Source organism: Pelagibacterium mangrovi (assembly GCF_036662815.1).
GTDB lineage: Bacteria > Pseudomonadota > Alphaproteobacteria > Rhizobiales > Devosiaceae > Pelagibacterium > Pelagibacterium mangrovi.
The window spans coordinates 86,109-102,190 of the sequence record NZ_JBAFXA010000003.1; the positions used below are offsets into that span (position 1 = coordinate 86,109).

Below are 16,082 nucleotides of genomic sequence, written 5' to 3' on the forward strand. Positions count from 1 at the left end.
ATGCTGCTCCCCTCTTTCGATTTTCCAGCAGCACATTATGGCTGAAACCTCAAATCCCTGGTTCGACGAAACGCCGGAACGTTCCGAAGCGGCTGTGCTGCACGTGGACGTTGGCGGCTATGAAGGTCCGCTCGACCTGCTGCTCGATCTTGCGCGCAAGCAGAAGGTCGATCTGTCGGGGATTTCGGTGCTGGCATTGGCCGAGCAATATCTGGCATTCATCGAATCCATTCGCCAGCAGCGGATCGAGATTGCCGCCGATTATCTGGTGATGGCGGCCTGGCTGGCTTATCTCAAGAGCCGGCTGATGGTGCCGCAGCAACAGGACGATGAAGAGCCGAGCGGCGAGGAAATGGCCGCGCTGCTGCAATTCCGCCTGGCGCGACTTGAAGCGATGCGCGAGGCGGCGGGCCGGCTGCTGAATCGGTCACGGCTGGGGCGGGAGATTTTCGCGCGCGGCATGCCGGAGCCGGTTTCGATTACGCGCCATGCGTTATGGGAAGCCGATCTCTATCAATTGCTGCGCGCTTACGCGGCCCAGCGCGAGCGCGGTATTCCGGCGGAATATTCGCCATATCACAGGACGGTATGGGCGTTGCAGGACGCACGGGAAATCCTCGAGAGATTGATCGGGCAAAGTTATGAATGGGTTTCGCTCGATACCTATCTCGCCGAATATCTGGCGCGGCCGGAGGAGCGCGTGACGGCGATGGCATCGAGCTTCGTCGCCTCGCTCGAACTGGTGCGGCTGGGGCAGGTCGAACTGCGGCAGCAGCAGGCATTTTCGCCGCTTCTGGTGCGCAGGCGGCAAGGGGGCGAACCGCAATGAGCGCCGACGAATTCGAAGTCGCCGAGATCAGGGAGCGCAATCTGCGCATCCTCGAAGCCCTTTTGTTCGCTTCGGAAGAACCGGTCGACCTCAATGCGATCAAACCCTTCCTATCCGATGCTGCAGATGTGGATTCGCTAATCGACGAATTGCAGGCCCTTTATGCGCGACGGGGGGTAAACCTCGTGCAGCGCGGGTCGAAATGGGCATTTAGGACTGCCGAGGATCTGAACTTCCTGCTTCGGCGGGAGGAAACCGATACGCGGCCGCTGTCGCGGGCGGCACTCGAGACATTGTCGATCATCGCCTATCATCAGCCGGTGACGCGGGCGGAAATCGAGGAGGTTCGTGGGGTTTCCATTTCAAAGGGTACGCTCGATGTGCTCATGGAGGCCGGCTGGGTTCGCATGCGAGGTCGCCGGCGCACGCCGGGTCGGCCGGTGACGTATGGAACGACGGAAGCGTTTCTCGATCATTTCGGGCTCGAAAGCCTTGGAGATCTGCCGGGGCTGGAGGAATTGAAGGGGGCAGGGCTGCTTTCGAGCCGGGTTCCGGCGAGCTTTCAGGTGCCCATGCCATTCGACGGATCGCTGCGTGAGGACGAAGATCCGCTCGATCCCGACGATCTGGGAGAACTTGAGCCCGAAAGCCAGGATTGACAGGACACACCCATTTTACCGGATGACGTCAATAACGTGGATCAGGTGATCGGTCAGTCCTTGTTTTCGCCAGCAATAATCAATATCTGTGGGCCGAAGATATCGGTCGGTCGACGCAACCGAGTTGCGTCGACATCTAGGAGGTACACATGAATCCCGGACCTTGGGGACTTCTGATTATCGCGGTCGTCGTGCTGCTGCTGTTCGGTCGCGGCAAGATTTCGGGCCTGATGGGTGAAGTTGCAGGCGGCATCAAGGCGTTCCGTAAGGGAATGGCCGAAGAAGAGACGCCGGACGACAAGCCCGTCGCCACGATCGACCAGAAGCCCGGCCAGGCCGAGCCCACGCTGAACCAGACCAAGGACGCCGAGCGCAGCAAGGACGTCTGAGGGGATCGGTTCGGCATTGGTTCCAAACAAGGATAGATCCTGATGCTTGGCCTTGGCTGGAGCGAGATGCTGGTCATCGGCGTCGTCATCCTCATCGTTGTAGGTCCCAAGGACCTGCCGGTGATGATGCGTAACATTGGCCGCATGATGGGCACCGTGCGCCGGATGAGCAATGAATTCCGGCGCGAGATAGACAAGGCCATCGCCGTCGACGAGATTCGGGAAGCAAAGAAAGCGATCTCGGACCCACTCAAGCAGACGAGCCAGGACATCAGCCGCGAATTCAATGCCCTGCGGAACGGCAAGGTAGAGCCCAGCGGCAAGCTGGCTCCGGCCGAGCCGGGCAAGGAAAGCGTCGTCGACGAGATTCGCGAGAAGGCGGGCATGTCGCCTGCCGCTCTGGCGCTACGCACCAAGGTCAGCGAGACCGTCGCCAAGCCCGCCAACGCGGTGACAACCACCGCTGGGGCCGATGAGCCCGCGCCGATCAAGACCAAGGCCGCTCCGCGGAACGCCAGGACATCGACAGCCGGAAGCAAGGCGGCCAAACCGGCGACGGCGGCAACGCGGGCCAGGACGACGAAGAAAGCTTCACCGGAAACCGGATCGGAAACGGCGCCGGCATCGGTTGAAGCAAAGACGGCGCCCAAGCGCGCGACAAAGAAAACACCGGCCAAGAAAACGCCAGCCAAAAAGGCAACCGCGAGCCGTGCCAAGAGCACCAAGAGCGCGGCAGATGTGGGCGGCGAGGACTGATAGATGGCCGAACCGCAAAAGAAAATTTCCGGCAATCAATCGCCTGAAGACGAACTCAAGGGCAGCGAAGCGCCGCTCATCGAACATCTGACGGAGTTGCGGACGCGGCTGATCTATTCGGTGATCGCGCTCGCCGTGTTGTTTATCATCTGCTTTTTCGTGGCAGACCCCATCTACAATTTCCTGCTGGGCCCGTTCATCGCGGCGGCAGGCGGGCCCGAAGCTGTGCGGCTGATTTATACGGCACCGCAGGAATTCTTTTTCACCAAGCTGTCCGTGGCGCTGTTTTCGGCCATATTCCTGGCGTTTCCGATCATTGCGTCGCAGATATATGCCTTTGTGGCGCCGGGCCTGTACAAGAACGAGCGCATGGCGTTCCTGCCGTATCTGGTTGCGACGCCCGTCTTTTTCGCGCTGGGCGGAGCGGTGGTCTATTACGGCATTATGCCGTTGGCGCTCGGCTTTTTCCTCGGCATGCAGCAGACCGATCCCAATGGCGTCACCATCGAGATGATGACGCGGGTTTCGGAATATCTGAGCCTCGTGATGACGCTGCTGCTGGCGTTCGGCGTGTGTTTCCAGCTTCCTGTTATCCTCACGCTTCTGGCGCAGATCGGCCTGATCGGTGTGGACAATCTCAAGGCCTGGCGGAAATATGCGATCGTGGCGATCGTCATTATCGCGGCGTTTCTGACCCCGCCCGATCCGATCTCCCAGATCGGGCTCGCGATCCCTTTGCTGGGACTTTACGAGCTCTCGGTTATTGCGGTGCGTATCGTCGAAAAGCGTCGACTGGCCCGTGAGGCTCAACTGGCCAAGGAACTCGAAACCTAAGCGCGCCTTGAGTTTCGAGGCCGGCTCGGCTAGGCACTAGGCCGCTCAACGTTTTTCAGCGGACCCGCCCACATGCTCGACATCAAATGGATCAGCGCCAACCCCGAGGCCTTCGACGCCGCACTCAAGACGCGTGGGATGGAGCCGCTGTCCGCATCCCTGATCCTGCTCGACGAGCAGCGCCGGTCGGTGGTCGCCGAACTCAATGCCGTACAGGAAAAACGGAACGCCGCTTCCAAGCAGATCGGGCAGGCCAAGGCGCAGAAAGATGAGGCCCGCGCGGCCGAATTGATGGCCGAAGTCGGTGGCCTCAAGGACAGGCTGGGCGAACTTGAAGCGCGCGAAAAAGAGCTGACCGAAGAGATCCGCATCGCGCTTTCGATGATACCGAACCTCCCGGCCGAAGGCGTGCCGGTCGGAGAGGACGAGAGCGGCAACGTTCCCTATTTCCGGGCGAATGAATCGGATGCGACGCGGCCGGCCAAGCCGAATCTATCGTTCGCGCCAAAGGAGCATTATGAGCTCGGCGAGGCGATGGCCGGCATGGATTTCGAGACGGCTGCCAAGCTTTCGGGCAGCCGGTTCGTGTTGCTCAAGGGGCAGGTCGCGCGGCTGGAGCGGGCGATCGGGCAGTTTATGCTCGATCTTCACGTCAATGAGCATGGCTATACCGAGGTGGTGCCGCCTTATCTGGTGCGCGACGAGGCGATGTTCGGGACGGGGCAATTGCCCAAGTTCGATGGCGATTTTTTCTTTGCGGGACATGGGGATAGCCGGCTGGCGCTGATCCCGACCGCGGAGGTGCCGCTGACCAATATCGTGCGTGAATCCATTCTTGCCGATGAGGAATTGCCCTTGCGGTTTACGGCGCTGACGCCGTGCTTCCGTTCGGAGGCCGGCTCGGCGGGGCGCGACACACGGGGGATGCTGCGCCAGCACCAGTTCAACAAGGTCGAAATGGTGTCGATCACGACGCCGGATCAATCGGCTGACGAACATGAACGGATGCTCGCCTGCGCCGAGGAAGTGCTCAAGCGGCTGGGAATCCACTATCGCGTCATGCAATTGTGCACCGGCGACATGGGGTTCGGGGCGCGGCGCACCTATGATATCGAGGCGTGGTTGCCGGGGCAGGACACCTATCGCGAGATTTCCTCGGTGTCGGTGTGCGGGGATTTCCAGGCGCGGCGCATGGATGCGCGCTACCGCGATTCGAGCGGCAAGCCGCAGTTCGTCCATACGCTCAACGGCTCGGGCGTTGCTGTCGGTCGGGCGCTGATCGCGGTGATGGAAAACTACCAGAACGAGGACGGATCGGTGACGATTCCCGAGGCGCTCAAGCCCTATATGGGCGGGATCGAAAAGATCGGCGGATGAAAATCAACCCCCGCATTTTATTGACCAATGATGATGGTGTTGATGCGCCTGGTTTGGCGGTGTTGATCGATATTGCACACACGCTTTCCGACGACGTCTGGGTGGTCGCTCCGGCGAACAATCAGAGCGGCACCGGACACCGATTTACCTTCGGGTACGAAATCGAGATCGAAGAGCGTGGCGATCGAATTTTTGCGCTCGATGGCACGCCGGCCGATTGCGTTGTGGCGGGCGTCACTCATGTACTCAAGGATCGCAGACCCGATGTCGTGCTCTCAGGTGTGAACCGGGGGCAGAATCTGGGTGACATCATGCATTGCTCGGGCACGGCGGCCGGGGCGAGGGAAGGGGCGTTGCATGGGGCCGTGGGAATCGCCCTGAGCCAGGCGATGGATTACGACCATGGGCGTGACGAGATCGACTGGGCATGTGCCACGGAACTGGGCGCGCAGGCGGTAACGGCGATTCTCGATGTGTTCGATGCGCGCGACACCTATTTCAACGTCAACTTTCCGCTCTGCGCTCCCGATGAGGTGAGCGGCATAAGGGTGGTGCCGCATCAGCGATTCGTGCACTCGCCGTTCGAGCTCTATCCTAGCGACAATCCGGGCAAGCACTTCGTCACGATCCTGCAGACGCCCAAACCGCTGGACGCGGGCGCCGATTTCCATATTCTGCATGAAGACAACGCAATCACCGTGACGCCGCTGATGCTGCAGCAGACCGACATGGATTTCGTCAGGCGATTCGACGGGCGGCTCCCGTTCGAGGGGCCGAAGCGCGCATGAGCGATGAGGGCCCCGGCGTAACCGATCTCTGGGAAGCGCGGGCGGGCCTGATTCTGAACTTACGGCAGGTCGGCGTTACCGATCCCGATTTGTTGCGCGCCTTCGAGACGGTTCCGCACGAGCGATTCGTGCCCGAGGACTATCGGGAATACGCCTATCGCGAATCCTCGCTTCCCATCGAATGCGGACAATCGATCACCGCGCCGGGGATTCTGGCGCAACTCATGGTGCAGCTTGCGCCGCAAGGCACCAACAAGGTGCTCGAAGTGGGCACGGGGTCGGGATATTCGGCGGCACTGCTGGCGCGAATGGCAAGGCGGGTGTTTTCGATAGAGAAGTACCGCACGCTGGCCTCTCTGGCACAGGCGCGCTGGCAGGCCGAAGGCATTACCAATATCGTGGGACTGCATGAGGACGGGCTGCTGGGCCTCGAGCAACAGGCGCCTTTCGACAGGATATTGCTGACCGGCTCGGTGAGCGAAGTGCCCCAGGACCTGGTCGAGCAATTGGGCGATGGGGGAATCGCGGTGATGGCTGTCGGGGCGCCCGCCGATCGGCAGGCCATATTGCGCATCGAGCGGGCCGACGACGATTTCGTCGAAACGGAGATGGGCAGCGTGCGCCTCGCGCCCCTGAGTCCGGGGCGTTCGCGCACATTATAGTCAAGGCCCGGTCCGCTTTAAGTTCGTCTTTACCTTAACAAGTCTACTCTAATTGCATCGAGTAGATGAGTTGACGGGCTTTCCCATGACCATGAGCGTAACTGGTTCCAATCTGCGCGGCGCGGGCTCCGCACTTGCGATGAGTGTCGCCGCACTGGTGCTGGCAGGTTGTTCTTCCATGGGGTCCTTCGGGGGCGATCCGACGGTGACCGGCGCGACTTCGCGCATGGGCGGCGCGGTGATCAACCAGCCAATGCCGGCATATCTTCCCCCCGCCAGCATCGGTGGCGGCACGATGATGGCCGCAGCCAATCAACCCGGTCTGATCGATCGGACGACCGCCACGCCCATGGGCGCGCAGTCAGGCGTCGTCTCCCAGGACCTTCCCGCATTGCAGCCATCAGTAACGAGTACCCAAGCCATGCCTGCACAAACTGCCGCCGTCTCCACGCCTTCCGCCCCCGCGCTGCCTCCACAGACTTCGTCGCCGCAGCTCGGGGTCGTACAGGGCGATACCTACACCCACACCATCGCATCGGGTGAGTCGCTCTATACGATCGCCCGCCGCTACGATGTGAGCGCCACCGATATCATTTCGGCCAACAATATCGGCTCTCCCGACCGGATCACGGTTGGCCAGCGGCTGGTGATCCCCGGTCGCCCCGACCTTCTGGCACAGCGCGGCCAGACCCAGCAGGTGGCGGCCGCGTCGGGAACTCAGACCCTGATGACCCCATCGGGAACGCCTGCAACCCAGACGACCACGACCAGCACGCCGCAAACGACGACAGCCGTTGCGCCGACCCCGACGCCCGCACCGGCGGAGGCCCAGCCGACTACCCAGGTCGCGGCGGCACCGGCCCAGCAGCCGGTGGCAAGCGCTACGCCGGCGGCGACCAGCGACAAGTTCCGCTGGCCGATTTCGGGTCGCGTCATCACCGATTTCGCGGCTTCGCGCGGCACGGGCATCAACATCGAAGCGCCCGAAGGCAGCTCGGTTCGCGCCGCCGAGAATGGCGAAGTGATCTATGTGGGCAATGCCGTCGAGGGCTATGGCAATCTGGTGCTGGTCAAGCACGCCAATGGCTTTGTTTCGGCCTATGCACACCTCAACACGATCGGCGTGGTCAAGGGCGACGCGGTTTCGCGCGGCGATGCGATCGGGACCGTGGGCATGACGGGCTCGGTCAGCCGTCCGCAGCTTCACTTCGAGCTGCGCAAGGGCGCGACACCGGTCGATCCGATGCCGCTTCTGGCCGGCTAAGAGAATAACTGGAAGGCAATGCTCCTTGTGGAGGCCGGCCCAAAAGGGTCGGCCTCTTTTTTTGGGGGCGGACTCAGCGCGCCCCTCATCCGTCTCGCCCTTCGGGCGATCCACCTTCTCCTACCAGGGGAGAAGGGGAGCTTGGGGGTGAGGTTGCGGCACCTGCTATGCGATCGACTGGCCCTTTTCGCCGGCCAGGTGCCGGACGAACTGGATGGCGACGCGGCCCGAGCGTGAGCCGCGGGTGGCGGACCACTCGATGGCCTTGGACCGCAGTTCGGCTTCATCGACCGGGATGCCGTAATGGTCGACATAGTTGCGGACCATGGCGAGGTAGGTGTCCTGATCGCAATTGTGGAAGCCCAGCCAAAGCCCGAAACGGTCCGACAGCGATACCTTTTCCTCGACGGCTTCGCCCGGATTGATGGCCGTGGCGCGCTCATTGTCGATCATGTCGCGGGGCATCAGGTGCCGGCGGTTCGACGTGGCGTAGAAGACGGTGTTGGCGGGCCGGCCTTCCAGCCCGCCGTCGAGCACGGATTTGAGGGCCTTGTAGCTCGATTCATCCTTATCGAAGCTCAAATCGTCGCAATAGATGATGAAGCGTTCCGGCCGTTCGATCAGGAACCGGAGCAGGGCAGGGAGGGAGGCGATATCCTCGCGGGCGATCTCTATGAGAATCAGGCGGGAGAGGCCGGGCTCGTCGAGCGCGGTGATGTGGGCGTGGATGGCCTTGACCATCGAGCTTTTTCCCATGCCGCGCGCGCCCCAGAGCAGTGCATTGTTTGCGCCGTGCCCGCGTGCGAAGGCCAGGGTGTTGTCCAGAAGTATATCACGAAGATGTGCGACGCCTTCGAGCAGTTCGAGCGGCACCCGGTTGACGTGCCGGACCGGGATCAAGGCGTGTTCGGCGCCATCCCAGAGATAGGCGTCTATGCCGTCCTCGATGGCCGCGCGGGCCTGGGTGGTCCCCGCAAGGGCATCGAGGGCGTGCGCAATGCGTTCGAGCGCAGTCGAAATGCGTGAAAGCTGGTCTTGATTTTCCACTGGAGATTGGTCCCTGAAAGCGCCCGATAGGCTTTGCCTTTCGCCGGGCCCGCTAGTATAGTCCGCGCGATTTTTTGGGCAGATAACCTCGCCAAAAACCGCTTGCGCCCCTATATGGGGCAATCAGTCCTGCTTTGACAAGCAGACCGCTACGGAGTGTCTTAATGTTCGTTACCCCCGCCTATGCCCAGGGTGCTGCCGCGCCCTCCGGTATGGATTTTGTTTCCAGCTTTATTCCCATCATCCTGCTTATTGCCATTTTTTGGTTCCTTATCTTCCGCCCGCAGCAGAAGCGGATGAAAACCCATCAGGCAATGCTTGCAGCGGTAAAGCGCGGTGATACCATCGTCACTAATGGCGGTGTGGTCGGCAAGGTGACCAAGGCGGTCGAGAACGAAGATCTCGAAGTCGAAATCGCCCAAGGGGTGAAGATCAAGGTCGTGCGCACCATGGTGGCCGACGTGCGGACCAAGTCCGAGCCGGTCAACGACAACAAGTAATCGGACGCATTTGAGCACCTGTTTTGACGGATCAAACAGGTGCTCCGTGAACTCAACCCGTTAGCGTCGGCGCTCGCCTTGCGGCAGCGCTGGCGCTATCGGTCATAGAGGACGAATTTATCAAATGAAGAGCTCGCCATTCCGGTTAATCGCCGTCCTTCTCGTGACGCTGGTCAGTATCATCGCGGTGCTGCCCAATTTCCTGAGCGACGAGACCGTAGCCGGGATGCCGGATTTTCTCCCCAAGGACGAAATCGTTCTCGGGCTGGATCTGCAAGGCGGCTCGCATCTTCTGCTGCAGGTCAATCGCGACGACATCGTCGAGGGACGTATCAACGATATCCGGCGCGAGGCGCGGTCGCTGCTGATCGATGCCGGAATCGGCAGCATGATCACCACGAACGGGTCGACGCTCGATGTCGAATTGACCGATCCGAGCCAGTTCGAGGCAGCGCAGCAAACCCTCGCACCGCTTGAGCGCATGATCGAGGGCGGGATGTTCCAGGCCGGAACGACCCCTGAAACCCAGGTCACCACATCGGGCGGCCGCATCCGCATCACCCTGACCGAAGACGCGATTTCGAGCCGGATGTCCTCTCTGGTGGCGCAATCGCTCGAAGTCATCCGCAGCCGTATCGACGAGGTGGGCACCACCGAGCCCATCATCCAGCGGCAGGGCGATGACCGTATTCTGGTGCAGGTTCCCGGCTTCGGCGATTCCGAACGGCTCAAGGAGCTGATCAGCCAGACCGCGCGCCTGACCTTCCACCTCGTCTATCCCTCGATGACCGCGGCGCAAGCCGAGGCCCAGGGCCTGCCGGCCGGCACGATGATCGTTCCGAGCACCGACGGGTTCGACGAGCTGCTTTATGAAGACGTGGCGCTGGGCGGCGAACAACTTATCGACGCGCAGCCGGCTTTCGACCAGAACAGCCGCGCGGTCGTATCCTTCCGTTTCAACACCCAGGGCGCGCTGACGTTCGGGGAGATCACTTCCCAGAACGTGGGGCGGCGCTTTGCCATCGTTCTCGACGACCAGGTGATTACCGCGCCGACCATTCAGCAGCCGATCACCGGCGGCACGGGGCAGATTTCGGGCACCTTCACGCCCGAAACCGCGAGCGATCTGGCGGTCCTGCTCCGCGCGGGCGCGCTTCCCGCGACGCTCGACGTGGTCGAGGAACGTACGGTCGGTCCGAGCCTTGGCGCGGACTCGATCAACGCGGGCATTACCGCCGGCGTGATCGCCACCATAGGCGTGGTGATCTTCATGTTCGTATCCTATGGCGTGTTCGGGCTATTCGCCAACGTCGCATTGCTGATCAACATCGCGATGATACTCGCGGTGCTATCGGTTCTGGGGGCGACGCTGACGCTACCGGGCATTGCCGGTATCGTTCTCACGATCGGCGTGGCCGTGGACTCCAACGTGATCATTTTCGAGCGAATACGCGAGGAGTTCGCGGCGGGACGATCGGCGGTGCAATCGATAGCATCGGGGTTCCAGCGCGCCATGCTCACGGTGGTGGACGCCAACGTGACCACACTGATCGCGGCGGGCGTGCTGTTTTTCCTCGGGTCGGGTCCGGTGCAGGGCTTTGCCGTTACCCTCGCCATCGGCGTGGTCACGACGATGTTCACCGCCTATACGGTGACCCAGATGTTCGTGGAAGGCTGGTTCCGCTGGCGGCGGCCCAAGACGTTGCGCGTCAACATGCTGGAAAAATTCCTGCCGCTCGAACCCAAGATTCCGTTCATGAGCTGGCGCATCCCCGCGCTGGTGCTCAGCGGAATTCTGACGGTCGGCGCCATAGCCTCGCCGTTCCTCACCGGGCTCAATCTGGGTATCGACTTTACCGGCGGCACTGCCATCGAACTGCAAGCGCGTGAAGGCGATGCCGATATCGCCGATCTACGCCAGAGGCTCGGGGAACTGGGGCTTGGCGAAATTCAGGTGCAGGAATTCGGAACGCCGCAAGACGTGCTCGTGCGGATCGGCATTCAGGAAGGCGGCGACGCAGCCCAGCAGGTCGCTGTCGCCCAGGTGACCGACACAGTCTCCGAAGACTATGAAATCAGGCGCACAGAGGCCGTCAGCGGGACGGTGTCGGGTGAGCTCGCGATGAGCGGCACGATCGGCATCATCGTCGCCGTGATCGGCATCGTGATCTATGTGTGGCTGCGGTTCGAATGGCAGTTCGGCATCGGCGCGATGCTGGCGCTGGTCCACGATGCGGTGATGACGCTGGGGTTGTTCGCGCTGTTGCAGCTCGAATTCAACCTGACCAGTATAGCGGCCATTCTCACCGTGATCGGCTATTCGCTCAACGACACGGTGGTGATTTACGACCGAATACGAGAGAACCTCAACAAATACAAACGGGTGACCCTGGCCGAAGTCATCGACATGTCGCTCAACCAGACATTGGCGCGCACCATCCTCACCGGTGGCACGACGGCGATGGCGCTGTTTGCGCTCATAGTGTTCGGCGGCGAAGTGATCCGCGATTTCACCATCGCCATGGCGTGGGGTGTTTTCGTGGGCACGTATTCGTCCCTGTTCATCTCGGCGCCGGTTCTGCTGTATCTCGGCGTCAAGACACGGGCCGATGCCACGACTGAACAGGCCAAGCCCGAGCGGCGCGCGGACGGCGCGGCGGTATAGGTTGGCATGACCTGGGAAACGGGGCAGGGGCACTATCCCTACCAGGCCGTGATAGACGCCTATGGCGATGGCGGGTTCCGCTTCGCCGAGATGTCCCATCGCGGCTCGGTCATCTCGCTTCCCAGCGGCATGTATGCCTGGGAGGTCGAGGCCCCGGCGCAGATCACGCTGGCCTCGCTTTCGCGGGTGCTGGACCAGGCTGAGGCTCTCGACGTCCTGCTGATCGGGACGGGGCACGATATTGCGGCGATCGCGCCCGATATCCGGCCTGCCTTCAGGGAAAAGGGCGTCATCATCGAGGCGGTTTCCACTGGAAGCGCGGTACGGACCTACAATGTGCTGCTGGCGGAAAGCCGGGCCGTGGGCGCCGCGCTGATCAGCGTCGAAAAGGCCCGTTGATGGGCGATAGCGCTGTGCTCGCGGCGGATGAATTGCGCGAACTCGATTGGGATCGTTACGCGGCGAGCCTTGTGGTGCCGGGCGAACACCGACGGGGCGTGCAGGCCATTTTTGCGTTTTCAGCCGAGATCGCGGCGATCCGGGAGCGGGTATCGGAGCCCGGGCCGGGCGAAATCCGGCTGCAGTGGTGGATGGATGCCATCGAGGGCGATGGGCATGGCGCTATCGCCAGCAATCCGACGGCGGACGCGCTGCTGAAGGCGCTCGAGACCTACGCGCTGCCGGCGGGGCCGCTGTTGCGGCTTCTGGCGGCCCGGCGGTTCGATCTCTACAACGATCCCATGCTCGATGTGGGGCAGTTCGAGGGCTATGCGGGGGAAACGGTTTCGGTTCTCTATCAGTATGCCGCGATGATCCTGTCCGGCGGGCCTGTCGATGAAGCGGCGGATGCGGCGGGGCATCTGGGGGTTGCGTATGCGCTGACCGGGCATTTGCGCGCTTTCGGCTACAATGCCCAGCGAGGACAGCTTTTCCTGCCGCTATCGGTTTTCAGCGCGCATGGCGTGCGGGAGGCAGACATCCATGCCGGAGTGGAGAGCGACCAATTGCGGGCGGCTCTGGAACAGATTGTCGAGCTGGCGCGGCATCATGCCGATAAGGCGAAAGCGGCCATCGCTGGCCTGGGGCCTGCAATCAAGCCTGCTTTTGCCGGCATCGCCCTTGTGGAGCGAGATTTGAAGACCGCCCGGCGGTATGTGGTGGCGCCATACGCCGGCCACGCCGCTCCGGCCCGGTTGTCGAGGCTATGGGCGTTGACGTGGTGGATGCTGCGGCACGGCCGGGGTTAGAGTGTTTCCAGAAAAGTGGATACCGCTTTTTCGGTTCGGAAACGCGATAGATCAAAGGCCTAGAGCCAGCCGGCCAGATCATCCAGCGCACGGGAAGTGATGGCTTTTTTCTTGGCCTTTGCCTTTTCCGGGCCACGCCACCGGCCCTTGAGGTCTTCGGGCTTTTTGATTTCGATGGGCGGGAAGAGGCCGAAATTGACGTTCATGGGCTGGAAACTGCGGGCGCCCGAATAGGCCTCCGCTTCCAGATGGCCGCCGGTGATGTGGGCGATGAGGGCGCCGAAGGCCGTGGTGGCCGGGGGCAGGGCAGGCGTTTCCCCCTTGGCTTCCGCTGCCGACAGCCGGCCGCAAATCAGACCCATGGCAGCGCTTTCGACATAGCCTTCGACGCCGGTGACCTGGCCGGCAAAGCGCAGGCGCGGATCGGCCTTGAGCCGGAGGTCGGGACGCAATAGGCGCGGCGAATTGAGGAAAGTGTTGCGGTGCAAGCCGCCCAGCCGTGCGAACTGGGCGTTTTCCAGACCGGGGATCATGCGGAAGATTTCGGTCTGCACGCCGTATCGCATTTTGGTCTGGAAGCCGACGATGTTCCAAAGCGTGCCCAAAGCGTTGTCCTGGCGGAGCTGGACGATGGCATGGGGCTTGTTTTCGGGATCGCGCGGATTGGTGAGCCCGACCGGTTTCATGGGGCCATGGCGCAGGGTTTCGCGGCCACGCTCGGCCATCACCTCGATGGGAAGGCAACCGTCGAAATAGGGGACGATTTCCCAATCCTTGAACTGGTGCAGGGGCGCTTCGAGCAGCGCGTCGATGAAGCGGTTGTACTGCTCTTCATTCATCGGACAGTTGAGATAGTCCGCGCCGGTGCCGGCGGGGCCGGGCTTGTCGTAACGCGACTGCGCCCAGACGATATCCATATCGATGCTGTCGGCATGGACGATAGGGGCGATGGCGTCGAAGAACGCCAGCGAATCTTCCCCTGTCAGCTTCTGGAGAGCTTCGGCCATGGCGGGGGAGGTGAGGGGGCCGGTCGCAACGATCACATTGTCCCACTCGGCAGGGGGCAGGCCCGCGACTTCCTCGCGCGCGATGGTGATGCGGGGGTGATTTTCGAGCGCTTGGGTCACCGCCTCGGAGAAGGCGTCACGATCGACGGCCAGCGCGCCGCCCGCGGGCAGCGCATGCTTGTCTGCACAGGCCATGATCAAGGAATTGGCGCGGCGCATTTCCTCGTGAAGCAGGCCCACGGCGTTGTGCTCATGATCGTCCGAGCGGAAACTGTTGGAGCAGACCAGTTCGGCAAAGCCGTCGGTATAGTGCGCGTCGGTGGGCTTAACCGGGCGCATCTCGTGGAGGACGACATCCACTCCGGCCTGCGCGACCTGCCAGGCCGCCTCCGAACCCGCGAGACCACCACCGATTACATGCACCACAGCCATACGACCCGTCCGTTCTTATCGAGGAAGCATGGCTATAGACGAAAAGCGCGCGGCAATCCAAGGCGGCACACGCTTCGTTTGGTCACAGGAAGGGGAAGGAAAAGAAAAGGGCACCCGTTGTCGGGGTGCCCTTCAGAAATCGGCGGGATGGGAATTGCGATCAGAGCGCGCTGGCATGATCGCGGGCAATGCGCTGGATGTCGGAGCGGGCGATGCCGAGATCGCTCAGTTCGCGGTTGCCAAGGGCATTGAGTTCCCGAACGGTCTGCTGGTAAGCCGACCAGCGCTTGAAGGTCTTGCGGATGTCCATCGAAATCTCCTTTGTTACACGCACTAGCTAGTCAATATCGGCGCGGTTTTGCAGCGGCGGATTGGTCATTGCGGCCTTGCACGCGCTGCATGACTGTTGGAAGGTTCGATTCACCTTTGGTTAGGGAATGAGTCTGTCATGAACGACATCGTCCTTTGGGGACGCGCCAACTCCTCCAATGTGCAAAAAACGGTCTGGGCGCTCGAAGAAGCGGGCGTCGTCTATGACCGTCGGGATGCCGGCGGCAAGTTCGGGCTGTTGGATACGCCCGAACTTGTGGCGATGAATCCCAACCGTCTGGTGCCGATCCTGCAGCATGGTGAGCTCACGCTGTGGGAGAGCCATGCCATCGTGAGATATGTTGCCGCGCAATTCGGTGGCGAAGCCTTATGGCCAGCCGATGCCGGAAAGCGGGCGATCGTCGATCAATGGACGGACTGGACGCTGAGCACGTTCCAGAAAGGGTGGATCACGCTGTTCTGGCTGCTGGTGCGCACGCCAGTCGAACGACAGGATCGTGCGGCCATAGCGGCCGCCCTTGCCGATAGCGTGGCCGCGTTCCGGACTATGGAAGCGCAACTGGAAAGGACGCCGTATCTTTCGGGAGAACGGTTCGGCTATGCCGATATCGTGGCCGGGGTATCGCTCTACCGCTGGACGACGATGGAAATCGAGCGCCCTGACCTGCCGGCCGTGGCGGCTTGGCATGAACGCTTGCGGGAAAGGCCTGCCTTCGAAAAATCCGTCTGCGTTTCCTACGACGACCTGCGGGGCCGGCTGGCGTTCTGAATCAAAAAAGGCACCCGATCAGGGATGCCTTTTTCGTGTTTCGACGTTGGAGGTCGCCTGAAACTTAAAGCTGGCTGGCATGATCACGCGCGATGCGTTCGATGTCGCCACGGGTGATGCCGAGATCGTTCAGTTCACGGTTGCCGAGGGCGTTGAGTTCACGAACCGTCTGCTGATAAGCCGACCAACGCTTGAGGGTCTTGCGAATTCCCATTTCTATTCTCCTTTCGTTTGATGGCTTGCATGTAGTCTTTAAAACTCGACCTTTGTACTAGGGATTTAATCATCACCGATATGCGGTTTCCGCATGGCTGAACCGGGCGTGATGATTTTACCCCTGCCGGTCGAACAGGCCCTTGGTCATCTTGTCGAAATCGCGGATCGGGGCGAGGTCGTAACCGCGCCGGGCGCCGGGGGGAATACGGCGCAGGGTTCTGAGTTCAGATGCCAATGGGACAGGTTTTTCCCAAGTGATACGAACGAACATGGACACCACCATGCTGGTTGCTTGCACCTCAGAAAGATAA

19 protein-coding genes are annotated in these 16,082 nt (G+C 61.7%); 14 read left to right on the forward strand and 5 right to left on the reverse strand.

The features are described 5' to 3' along the window. Positions 1 to 37 precede the first annotated feature (37 nt). The 9 genes from V4T21_RS05540 (at position 38) to V4T21_RS05580 (ending at position 7,558) form a co-directional block, all read left to right on the forward strand. Positions 38 to 829: a segregation and condensation protein A gene (locus tag V4T21_RS05540; RefSeq protein WP_332714262.1), complete on the forward strand. Its 792-nt coding sequence runs from the start codon at positions 38 to 40 to the stop codon at positions 827 to 829. Then, positions 826 to 1,488 (forward strand): SMC-Scp complex subunit ScpB, encoded by a 663-nt coding sequence (scpB, locus tag V4T21_RS05545; protein ID WP_332714265.1) that lies wholly within the window; start codon positions 826 to 828, stop codon positions 1,486 to 1,488. Before V4T21_RS05540 ends, scpB begins: the two co-directional genes overlap by 4 nt. A 149-nt stretch (positions 1,489 to 1,637) precedes the next feature. Then, positions 1,638 to 1,877 carry a twin-arginine translocase TatA/TatE family subunit gene (gene tatA, locus V4T21_RS05550; protein WP_332714267.1) on the forward strand — a complete coding sequence of 80 codons (240 nt, stop codon included), beginning with the start codon at positions 1,638 to 1,640 and terminating at the stop codon, positions 1,875 to 1,877. Between the two features lie 42 nt (positions 1,878 to 1,919). Next, complete coding sequence (gene tatB, locus V4T21_RS05555; RefSeq protein ID WP_332714270.1) at positions 1,920 to 2,633, forward strand: Sec-independent protein translocase protein TatB; 714 nt, start codon at positions 1,920 to 1,922, stop codon at positions 2,631 to 2,633. A gap of 3 nt (positions 2,634 to 2,636) precedes the next feature. Further along, positions 2,637 to 3,467: a twin-arginine translocase subunit TatC gene (gene tatC / locus V4T21_RS05560; RefSeq protein WP_332714272.1), complete on the forward strand. Its 831-nt coding sequence runs from the start codon at positions 2,637 to 2,639 to the stop codon at positions 3,465 to 3,467. A 72-nt stretch (positions 3,468 to 3,539) separates the two neighbouring features. Next, positions 3,540 to 4,844, forward strand: coding sequence for a serine--tRNA ligase (gene serS / locus V4T21_RS05565; protein ID WP_332714275.1), 1,305 nt, complete (start codon positions 3,540 to 3,542; stop codon positions 4,842 to 4,844). Beyond that, positions 4,841 to 5,632, forward strand: a complete 792-nt coding sequence (gene surE / locus V4T21_RS05570; RefSeq protein WP_332714278.1) for a 5'/3'-nucleotidase SurE — start codon at positions 4,841 to 4,843, stop codon at positions 5,630 to 5,632. Before serS ends, surE begins: the two co-directional genes overlap by 4 nt. Continuing rightward, positions 5,629 to 6,294 carry a protein-L-isoaspartate(D-aspartate) O-methyltransferase gene (locus V4T21_RS05575; protein ID WP_332714281.1) on the forward strand — a complete coding sequence of 222 codons (666 nt, stop codon included), beginning with the start codon at positions 5,629 to 5,631 and terminating at the stop codon, positions 6,292 to 6,294. The genes surE and V4T21_RS05575 overlap by 4 nt, the downstream gene beginning before the upstream one ends. Before the next feature lie 85 nt (positions 6,295 to 6,379). After that, a complete protein-coding gene (locus tag V4T21_RS05580; protein ID WP_332714284.1) occupies positions 6,380 to 7,558 on the forward strand; it encodes a peptidoglycan DD-metalloendopeptidase family protein in 1,179 nt (392 codons plus the stop codon). Positions 7,559 to 7,723: 165 nt separating this feature from the next. On the opposite strand, the gene V4T21_RS05585 is transcribed toward V4T21_RS05580, so the two are convergent. After that, positions 7,724 to 8,605 (reverse strand): ATP-binding protein, encoded by an 882-nt coding sequence (locus V4T21_RS05585; RefSeq protein ID WP_332714287.1) that lies wholly within the window; start codon positions 8,603 to 8,605, stop codon positions 7,724 to 7,726. 164 nt (positions 8,606 to 8,769) lie between these two features. Here V4T21_RS05585 and yajC point away from each other — a divergent pair, with 164 nt between their 5' ends. The 4 genes from yajC to V4T21_RS05605 all read left to right on the forward strand — a co-directional run bounded on the left by yajC (position 8,770) and on the right by V4T21_RS05605 (position 13,017). Continuing rightward, complete coding sequence (yajC, locus tag V4T21_RS05590) at positions 8,770 to 9,105, forward strand: preprotein translocase subunit YajC (protein ID WP_332714290.1); 336 nt, start codon at positions 8,770 to 8,772, stop codon at positions 9,103 to 9,105. A 124-nt stretch (positions 9,106 to 9,229) separates the two neighbouring features. Next, positions 9,230 to 11,770 carry a protein translocase subunit SecD gene (secD, locus tag V4T21_RS05595; protein ID WP_332714293.1) on the forward strand — a complete coding sequence of 847 codons (2,541 nt, stop codon included), beginning with the start codon at positions 9,230 to 9,232 and terminating at the stop codon, positions 11,768 to 11,770. Between the two features lie 6 nt (positions 11,771 to 11,776). After that, positions 11,777 to 12,169 carry an Mth938-like domain-containing protein gene (locus V4T21_RS05600; RefSeq protein WP_332714296.1) on the forward strand — a complete coding sequence of 131 codons (393 nt, stop codon included), beginning with the start codon at positions 11,777 to 11,779 and terminating at the stop codon, positions 12,167 to 12,169. Then, positions 12,169 to 13,017: a phytoene/squalene synthase family protein gene (locus tag V4T21_RS05605; RefSeq protein ID WP_332714298.1), complete on the forward strand. Its 849-nt coding sequence runs from the start codon at positions 12,169 to 12,171 to the stop codon at positions 13,015 to 13,017. Before V4T21_RS05600 ends, V4T21_RS05605 begins: the two co-directional genes overlap by 1 nt. Before the next feature lie 59 nt (positions 13,018 to 13,076). On the opposite strand, the gene trmFO is transcribed toward V4T21_RS05605, so the two are convergent. Both trmFO and V4T21_RS19170 read right to left on the reverse strand, forming a co-directional pair. Next, complete coding sequence (trmFO, locus tag V4T21_RS05610) at positions 13,077 to 14,456, reverse strand: methylenetetrahydrofolate--tRNA-(uracil(54)-C(5))-methyltransferase (FADH(2)-oxidizing) TrmFO (protein ID WP_332714301.1); 1,380 nt, start codon at positions 14,454 to 14,456, stop codon at positions 13,077 to 13,079. A 160-nt stretch (positions 14,457 to 14,616) separates the two neighbouring features. After that, a complete protein-coding gene (locus tag V4T21_RS19170; protein ID WP_014130631.1) occupies positions 14,617 to 14,766 on the reverse strand; it encodes a DUF1127 domain-containing protein in 150 nt (49 codons plus the stop codon). Between the two features lie 138 nt (positions 14,767 to 14,904). Between V4T21_RS19170 and V4T21_RS05620 the strand changes: the two genes are divergently transcribed. Continuing rightward, positions 14,905 to 15,555, forward strand: coding sequence for a glutathione S-transferase family protein (locus V4T21_RS05620; protein ID WP_332714304.1), 651 nt, complete (start codon positions 14,905 to 14,907; stop codon positions 15,553 to 15,555). Positions 15,556 to 15,619: 64 nt separating this feature from the next. Here the strand turns inward: V4T21_RS05620 and V4T21_RS05625 are convergent, their stop codons facing one another. Both V4T21_RS05625 and V4T21_RS05630 read right to left on the reverse strand, forming a co-directional pair. Beyond that, positions 15,620 to 15,769 carry a DUF1127 domain-containing protein gene (locus tag V4T21_RS05625; protein ID WP_332714307.1) on the reverse strand — a complete coding sequence of 50 codons (150 nt, stop codon included), beginning with the start codon at positions 15,767 to 15,769 and terminating at the stop codon, positions 15,620 to 15,622. 117 nt (positions 15,770 to 15,886) lie between these two features. Beyond that, on the reverse strand, positions 15,887 to 16,042 hold the full coding sequence (locus V4T21_RS05630; protein ID WP_332714310.1) for a hypothetical protein: 156 nt from the start codon (positions 16,040 to 16,042) through the stop codon (positions 15,887 to 15,889). Positions 16,043 to 16,082 lie beyond the last annotated feature (40 nt).